Origin of the sequence: Mucilaginibacter rigui (assembly GCF_014773275.1) — a bacterium.
GTDB classification, from domain to species: Bacteria; Bacteroidota; Bacteroidia; order Sphingobacteriales; family Sphingobacteriaceae; genus Mucilaginibacter; species Mucilaginibacter rigui_A.
In genome coordinates this window covers 184,067-190,713 of record NZ_JACWMW010000005.1, presented here as the reverse complement: position 1 = coordinate 190,713, position 6,647 = coordinate 184,067, and the positions used below count along the sequence as shown (strand labels likewise).

Sequence of the window (6,647 nt, the reverse complement as noted above, 5' to 3'; positions counted from 1 at the left end):
CCGGCGCTGCTAAATAAACATGCCGCAACAAATAGTTTTAAGGATAAGTGTTTCATTCAATGTTGTTTAAGTTGCCTTAAAGCTACAGGATTGTTGTGTAAAGAGCAAATAATGATTGGGTAATTTACGGGAGGTATTTTTAGTAATTAGTGTTAATAAAAAATTGTCATTTCGAACGAGCGATAGCGAGGAGAAATCTTGTTCGAATGAATTAGAAGGGAATAACCTGTGTTAGGGATAGCAGCGGATACCGGCCTGTGCCTAAGGCCTGAAGGCGTATGAGCGGAAAGCCCGGCCGCAGGCAACACCAAAATATAATTTTGCAAAGCGTGCCACTATTAACCCGCATGGCATGGTTTATCTGCGCATAAATTTGCAAATTTGTATTGCACCCAATCGGCATAAACATTCATGCACTTTTTATATCCGGCTTTTTTATTTGCACTGTTAACGCTGGCTATCCCTGTTATTATCCACCTGTTCAATTTCAGGCGTTATAAAAAGGTATATTTCAGTAATGTACAATTCCTGAAAGAGGTGCAGGAACAGCAGGCCAGTAACCGCAATTTAAAGGAACGACTGATATTGGCATCAAGGCTTTTTGCGCTGTTGTTTTTGGTGCTGGCATTTGCAAGGCCGTATATCCCGGGTGCTAACCAGGTTAACGCAGGTAAACAACAGGTGGTAAGTGTTTTTGTAGATAACTCTTACTCCATGCAAACCCTTAACCGCGAGGGCACATTGCTTGACGAAGCCAAACAAAAGGCCAAACAAATTGCGGCATCTTATAACGTAAACGACCGTTTCCAACTGCTTACGCAGGATTTTGAGGGCAAACACCAGCGACTGCTAAACCGTACCGAGTTTAACGATGCTGTGGACGCGGTGAAGATCAGTCCGCAGAGCCGGGAGCTTAGTCAAATCACTGAGCGGCAAAAAAGCTTGCTGAGTATGCAGCCGGGGGCTGTAAAATATAGCTATATCATATCCGATTTTCAGAAGAATATACAAGGCAGTACTGCTGTGCAGAATGCAGGTTTCCCGGTAAGCTTAGTTCAGCTAAAGGCTAATTCACTACCCAATGTAGCGGTAGATTCTGTTTGGATGCTCAATGCAACCCATCGCCCTAATGAAAGTGAACGGATGGTGGTAAGGCTCAGAAATTATGCTGATAAAGCAGCCGAAAAGGTGCCGTTGAAGGTATTGATAAACGGTGTGCAAAAAGCCATCGGCAGTTTTACAGTGAATGCCCGTTCGGCGCAAACGGATACCTTATCATTCTCTGGCCTGCAGGGGGGCTGGCAGCGTGCCGAAATTCAGTTACAGGATAACCCGGTAACGTTTGATAATAAGTTCTATTTCACCTTCAATGTAACTCAAAAACTGCCGGTATTGTTAATAAACGATGGGCAACCCAATAAATATTTAAATGCCGTTTTTGCTTCGGATGAGTTTTTTGCGGCAAAGCAGGTGCCGGATGGGAATGTAGATTACGCGGGACTGAACGCCTATCCAATTATTGTTTTAAGCGATATCAAAACCATATCTGCAGGTTTGGCGCAACAGTTAAAAACCTATGTAAGTAAAGGTGGTACCCTAATGGTGTTTCCATCTGCCGATGCGGATATTAATAGCTATAAAGCATTTTTACAGCCATTAGGGGCAGCATCCCCGGATAAGCTGGTTACAGAAGATACCAAGGTATCGGCTATTAACCTGCAAAGCCCGGTGTTTAAAAGCATTTTTGAAACAGTACCGCAAAACCCGGATCTGCCATTGGTAAAGAAATATTACACATTAAGCGGAGGCAACCGCGGTGGGGAATACCTGATGCGCCTGCAAAACGGGCAACCCTCATGGCAAGGTTCATCATTTGGCAGGGGCAAGGTGTATGTAAGCGCAGTTGCCCTGGATGAAAGCTTTAGCAACCTGCCTGTACATGCTTTATTTGTGCCCGCAACCCTTAGGATAGCCATGCTAAGCGGGCACGACCAGCCTTTGTTTTATACCGCAGGCAATAATAGGCCGATAGAAACCGTGCCGCTGCAATCAACAGAAAAACAGTTGGTAAAGCTGGTGAAGGATAAGCAAACCATCATCCCGGATGTAAAGCAGCAGGAGGGAAGCACTTTGCTTTACCTGCCCGATCAGTTAACCGGGACCGGCATCTACGATTTGAAGAAACAAGACAGCACCGCGGCCGTATTGGCGTTTAACGATAACCGTAGCGAAAGCGACCTGCGTTACTTAACTGCTGCCGAACTGGATAAAATATTCCCTAAAAATGCTACCTTATTAAATGGTAACCAGCTAAATGCGGAAAGTATTGCAGGTACTGCAAATTCGGGGCTTCAATTATGGAAACTTTGTATAATTTTGGCCTTGATATTTCTGGCTGCCGAGATACTGCTGATCAGGTATTTTAAAACCAACAAAATAAGTGTTTCGCAAGCTACAGATATCAGCTAAACCCACCATAAAACAGCGCTAATGAATTTGCTTATCAAATCCGCCACTGTTGTAGATCCCGCTTCGCCTTTTAATAATAAGGTTGCCGATATTTTAATTGAAAAGGGCATTATCACTAAAATAGCCGCATCAATTGATGCGGATGTTAAAACTGTTGATGCGAAAGGCCAGTGTGTTTCTCCCGGATTTTTCGACCTGAACTGTAACGTTGGCGAACTTGGTTTGGAGGTTAAGGAAGACCTGCAAACAGGTACCGCCGCCGCCGCTGCCGGTGGTTTTACAGGCATTGCTTTAATGCCAAACACCCAGCCGCCCGTACACTCAAAAGCCGAGGTTGAATACCTGCTTAACCGTGCCAAGGGCAACCTGGTTGATATATACCCCTTAGGAGCTATCTCCAGCAAGCGTGAGGGGAAAGATATGGCCGAGATGTTTGATATGTTTAAAAGCGGCGCAAAAGCCTTTACTGATGGCAACCACCCTGTACAGGATGCCGGGCTGATGGAGCGCGCATTGCTTTACGTACAAAACTTTGGTGCCAAGGTTATCTCATATCCCGAGGATACATCTATAGCCGGTAAGGCAAAGATGAACGAAGGTGTTGTAAGTACCATGCTGGGCATGAAAGGCATACCCGCGCTTGCCGAAGAGCTGATGATAGCCCGGGACCTTTACCTGGCCGAGGACACTAACTCCGGGATCCATTTTACCACTATATCTACCGAACACGCTGTAGAACTGATCCGCGAAGCAAAACGTAAGGGCATAAATGTTACGTGTGATGTTGCCGCGCATAATATTGTACTTACTGACGAAGCTTTAACGGGCTTTGACAGTCTTTATAAGGTAAAACCACCGTTGCGTACCCAAAAGGATGTAGATGCGCTGAGAGCCGGTTTACAGGATGGCACCATAGATGCTATTGTATCGCAGCATACCCCGCACGAAATTGAATTTAAAGACGTTGAGTTTGAAGTAGCCGAATATGGCATCATCGGTTTACAAACCGTATTGGCGCTGGCCTTGCAGGCAGGTTTATCTGCCGGGCAGGTAGTTGAAAAGCTTGCTATTAACCCGCGTAAAATATTAAATGTTGAAGTGCCGGCCATTACAGATGGCTCGGCCGCTAACCTGGTGGTATTCAGCACCGAGACCGATTGGGAGTACACCCGCGCCCTTAACTATTCAAAAAGTTACAATTCGCCATTTTTAGGGCAGAACTTAAAAGGAAAAGTATTGTTAACCTGTAATAACAACCAAATCTTAAAATTTTAACAACAACTCACATGACCGACCCAAAAGTAAGATCAGCCATTACAGGCGCATTACAGGCTTTTACCCAATATGGTGGCTTTGATGCCGCCGCACTAACCGAACAATTTGATACCGTTTTTGCTTCTGACGATGATTTCATGAGTAAGGTGGATTCGCTTGACGCCGTTTTTGACGAAAACCCGAAACTGGAAGAACTGCGCGAACCGTTCTTTGATTTGCTGATGATCAATTTCTTTAGCGAAGACGTAAAAAAGCTGGAAGACGATTACCTGGAAACCCCTGAGTGGGAAGATATTGAAGAACAGACCCTTGACCGTGGTACAGAACTGTTAAACCTGCTGCTGTACCTGAACGAGTGCGAGGACGAAAACATTGACCCCGAACTGGAAGATTACCTGAAAGAGTTTTTACTGGTTGATGAGGATGAGTTTCAGGACGAGTACCGTATTTACGAACCTGTTATAGCCCACCAGGTATTGATTGAAAGCCCGGTTAGCGAGGTTAACAAGGTTGCCCAAACGGTTGATGTAGAATCGGAAGTGAAAGAATTATTTTACCCGATGATCTGCTTTTTCCAAAACCCTGATGCATCAGACAGCGATAAAACCAACATTGCGGACAATGCGGTAAATAAACCATTTGATATGGCGGTTTTAGAAATATTGTTTAGCTTTAAATAATAATTAATTTTTAACCCTATCCAATTTATAAAATGGAAAAATCTGCACCAAACCCAACCGCAATTGCTACTAAATGGGCATTAATTTATGTAGTAGTATCAATTGTAATTACCTATGGTTTCCAACTGCTTAACATTGATCAAAATTCATCTGTAAAGTATATTGGCTACTTACCGTTTATAGCTTTTTGTTTTTTAGCTCAGAAAGAATATAAAGACCAGTTGGGCGGCTTTATTACATTTGGGCAGGCATTTAACCCGGGTTTCAGATACTCGCTTTTCGGTGGTTTATTGCTGGCTATATTCATATATATATACCTTGGCATACTAAGCCCGGAGATGCTGACCAAAGCGATGGAGCAACAACAAACCGCAATGGCTGAGAAAGGCATGTCGCAAGAGCAGATTGATAAAGCCCTGGAAATGGGTACAAAATATGGTGCTATATTTGGCGCTATAGCTACAGCAATAAGCACACTTGTTTTTGGTTGCATTGTTGCCTTAGTTAGTGCCGCAATCCTTAAAAAAGAACGTACCGCTTTTGATATTCCTGATGAAGGAGTAACATCAGACCCAACCGTTTAATATTAAATTGAAATATTTCTAAGCCCGACTGAATTTCAGTCGGGCTTTTTTGTTGTGTGGTGCCGTTGTTGTGTCAGCATTTTATTGCCTGTAAGATTGTATATTGGCGGCAACCGATTAACCAAATTTCGTAACAAAATCTGGTGCGTAAACTACGGACCGAGCTACTTACACCCATAAAGATTGAAGAAAATAATTCATGATCGTTTACGGGCAAACAGCAGCTATCCAAGGGCGAAAAAAGCCGCTACATAACTGTAACGGCTTTATATTTTTCAATTAATTCCCTGTTCAAGGGGCTGAGAAGTTATTTCTTCATCACCTGTTTTACGATATCATTTCCAAAGGCAAACACCATTAGTGATATCAGGAGCACAAAACCTACTATTTGCGCCCGCTCCAGGAACTTATCGCTTAGTGGTTTGCCTTTTATCATCTCAATGATCAGGAAAACAGTATGGCCGCCATCCAACCCCGGTATAGGTAATAGATTTGTTAAGGCTAATACCATCGAAAGGAAGCCCACAAGGCTCCAAAAACGGAGCCAGTCTACATGGCTGCCAAACATTACAGCAATGCCTATAGGGCTTGATATAGCCTTACGCGCTTTAACCTGACCGGTAAATATTTTGCCAATACCTTTTGCATTATCAGTAAACATGCTCCATGCTTTGGTAGCACCAACAGGTAGTGAAGCAAAGAAACTGTATTTAATAGTAGTATCTCTTGGCAGTATCTCTTTTAAAGGGCGCGAGAAACCAAGTTTGCCGTTTTTATCAACCTGTGCAGATAGCGTTAACAGGCTATCCCTGCGTTTTACCGAAAGCTGTACCAGTTTGTTTTTATGAGCAAGCAACTGGCTCTGAAATTCATCAAAGAAATTTACTTTAACGCTATCAATACCAACAATGCTATCGCCTTTTGTTAAGCCTGCTTTTTTGGCTGCACCGTAAACAGAATCAACGCTGAACTTGCTACGGGGTGCACGGCTTATAAATTCTTCTATACCGTAATCAGAAAGATCATTAAGGATAGTAGGAGGTACCTTTATATCCAGCGTTTGGTTACCGCGCTGTACGTTCAGAACCGTTTTATCCAATAACACCTTAGAGCTGATCAGGTCTTCGAAACGTACAATGGGTTTGCCGTTAACCGAGTTGATCTTGTCGCCGGCTTTCAGTCCCATTTTGGTACCTATTTTACCAGGCACTATACCGTATTTGATATTGGCATTTGGGGTATAGGTTTCGCCATAACGAATGGTAAGCACCCAGAATATGAAGATACCTACTATAATGTTTACGATGATACCGCCAAGCATTACAATAAGGCGCTGCCATGCCGGTTTTGAACGGAACTCCCAGGGCTGGGGCGGGCCCGCCATCTGGTCGGTATCCATAGATTCATCTATCATACCGGCAATTTTTACATAGCCGCCAAGTGGAAGCCAGCCAATACCGTATTCAACACCTTTATAATTAAATTTAAACAGGCTGAAATTCCACGCGTCAAAAAACAAGTAAAATTTCTCAACCTTTATTCCGAAAGCCCGGGCTGCTAAAAAATGCCCAAACTCATGTAGTATCACCAAAATTGAAAGACCAAGTATCAGTTGGCCGGCCATTATTAAAACGTCCAT

General features: G+C 43.5%; 5 protein-coding genes. 4 read left to right on the top strand and 1 reads right to left on the bottom strand.

Translation table 11 applies throughout. The features are described 5' to 3' along the window. Positions 1 to 411: 411 nt before the first annotated feature. From IDJ75_RS19340 to IDJ75_RS19325, 4 genes are read left to right on the top strand one after another with little or no spacing between them, the layout of a single operon-like run. Positions 412 to 2,469 (top strand): BatA domain-containing protein, encoded by a 2,058-nt coding sequence (locus IDJ75_RS19340; RefSeq protein WP_224746682.1) that lies wholly within the window; start codon positions 412 to 414, stop codon positions 2,467 to 2,469. A 21-nt stretch (positions 2,470 to 2,490) separates the two neighbouring features. Next, on the top strand, positions 2,491 to 3,744 hold the full coding sequence (locus IDJ75_RS19335) for a dihydroorotase (protein WP_191177297.1): 1,254 nt from the start codon (positions 2,491 to 2,493) through the stop codon (positions 3,742 to 3,744). A gap of 11 nt (positions 3,745 to 3,755) precedes the next feature. After that, on the top strand, positions 3,756 to 4,424 hold the full coding sequence (locus IDJ75_RS19330; protein WP_191177296.1) for a hypothetical protein: 669 nt from the start codon (positions 3,756 to 3,758) through the stop codon (positions 4,422 to 4,424). A gap of 32 nt (positions 4,425 to 4,456) precedes the next feature. After that, on the top strand, positions 4,457 to 5,008 hold the full coding sequence (locus IDJ75_RS19325; RefSeq protein WP_191177295.1) for a DUF4199 domain-containing protein: 552 nt from the start codon (positions 4,457 to 4,459) through the stop codon (positions 5,006 to 5,008). 307 nt (positions 5,009 to 5,315) lie between these two features. Here IDJ75_RS19325 and rseP read toward each other — a convergent pair whose 3' ends face one another. Further along, positions 5,316 to 6,647: an RIP metalloprotease RseP gene (gene rseP / locus IDJ75_RS19320; RefSeq protein WP_191177294.1), complete on the bottom strand. Its 1,332-nt coding sequence runs from the start codon at positions 6,645 to 6,647 to the stop codon at positions 5,316 to 5,318.

What these genes read in the sequence shown, in the direction of transcription:
- IDJ75_RS19340 (WP_224746682.1), top strand. Translation starts at nt 412, where the DNA reads ATGCACTTTTTATATCCGGCTTTTTTATTTGCACTGTTAACGCTGGCT.
- IDJ75_RS19330 (WP_191177296.1), top strand. Translation starts at nt 3,756, where the DNA reads ATGACCGACCCAAAAGTAAGATCAGCCATTACAGGCGCATTACAGGCT.
- IDJ75_RS19335 (WP_191177297.1), top strand. Translation starts at nt 2,491, where the DNA reads ATGAATTTGCTTATCAAATCCGCCACTGTTGTAGATCCCGCTTCGCCT.
- IDJ75_RS19325 (WP_191177295.1), top strand. Translation starts at nt 4,457, where the DNA reads ATGGAAAAATCTGCACCAAACCCAACCGCAATTGCTACTAAATGGGCA.
- rseP (WP_191177294.1), bottom strand. Translation starts at nt 6,647, where the DNA reads ATGGACGTTTTAATAATGGCCGGCCAACTGATACTTGGTCTTTCAATT.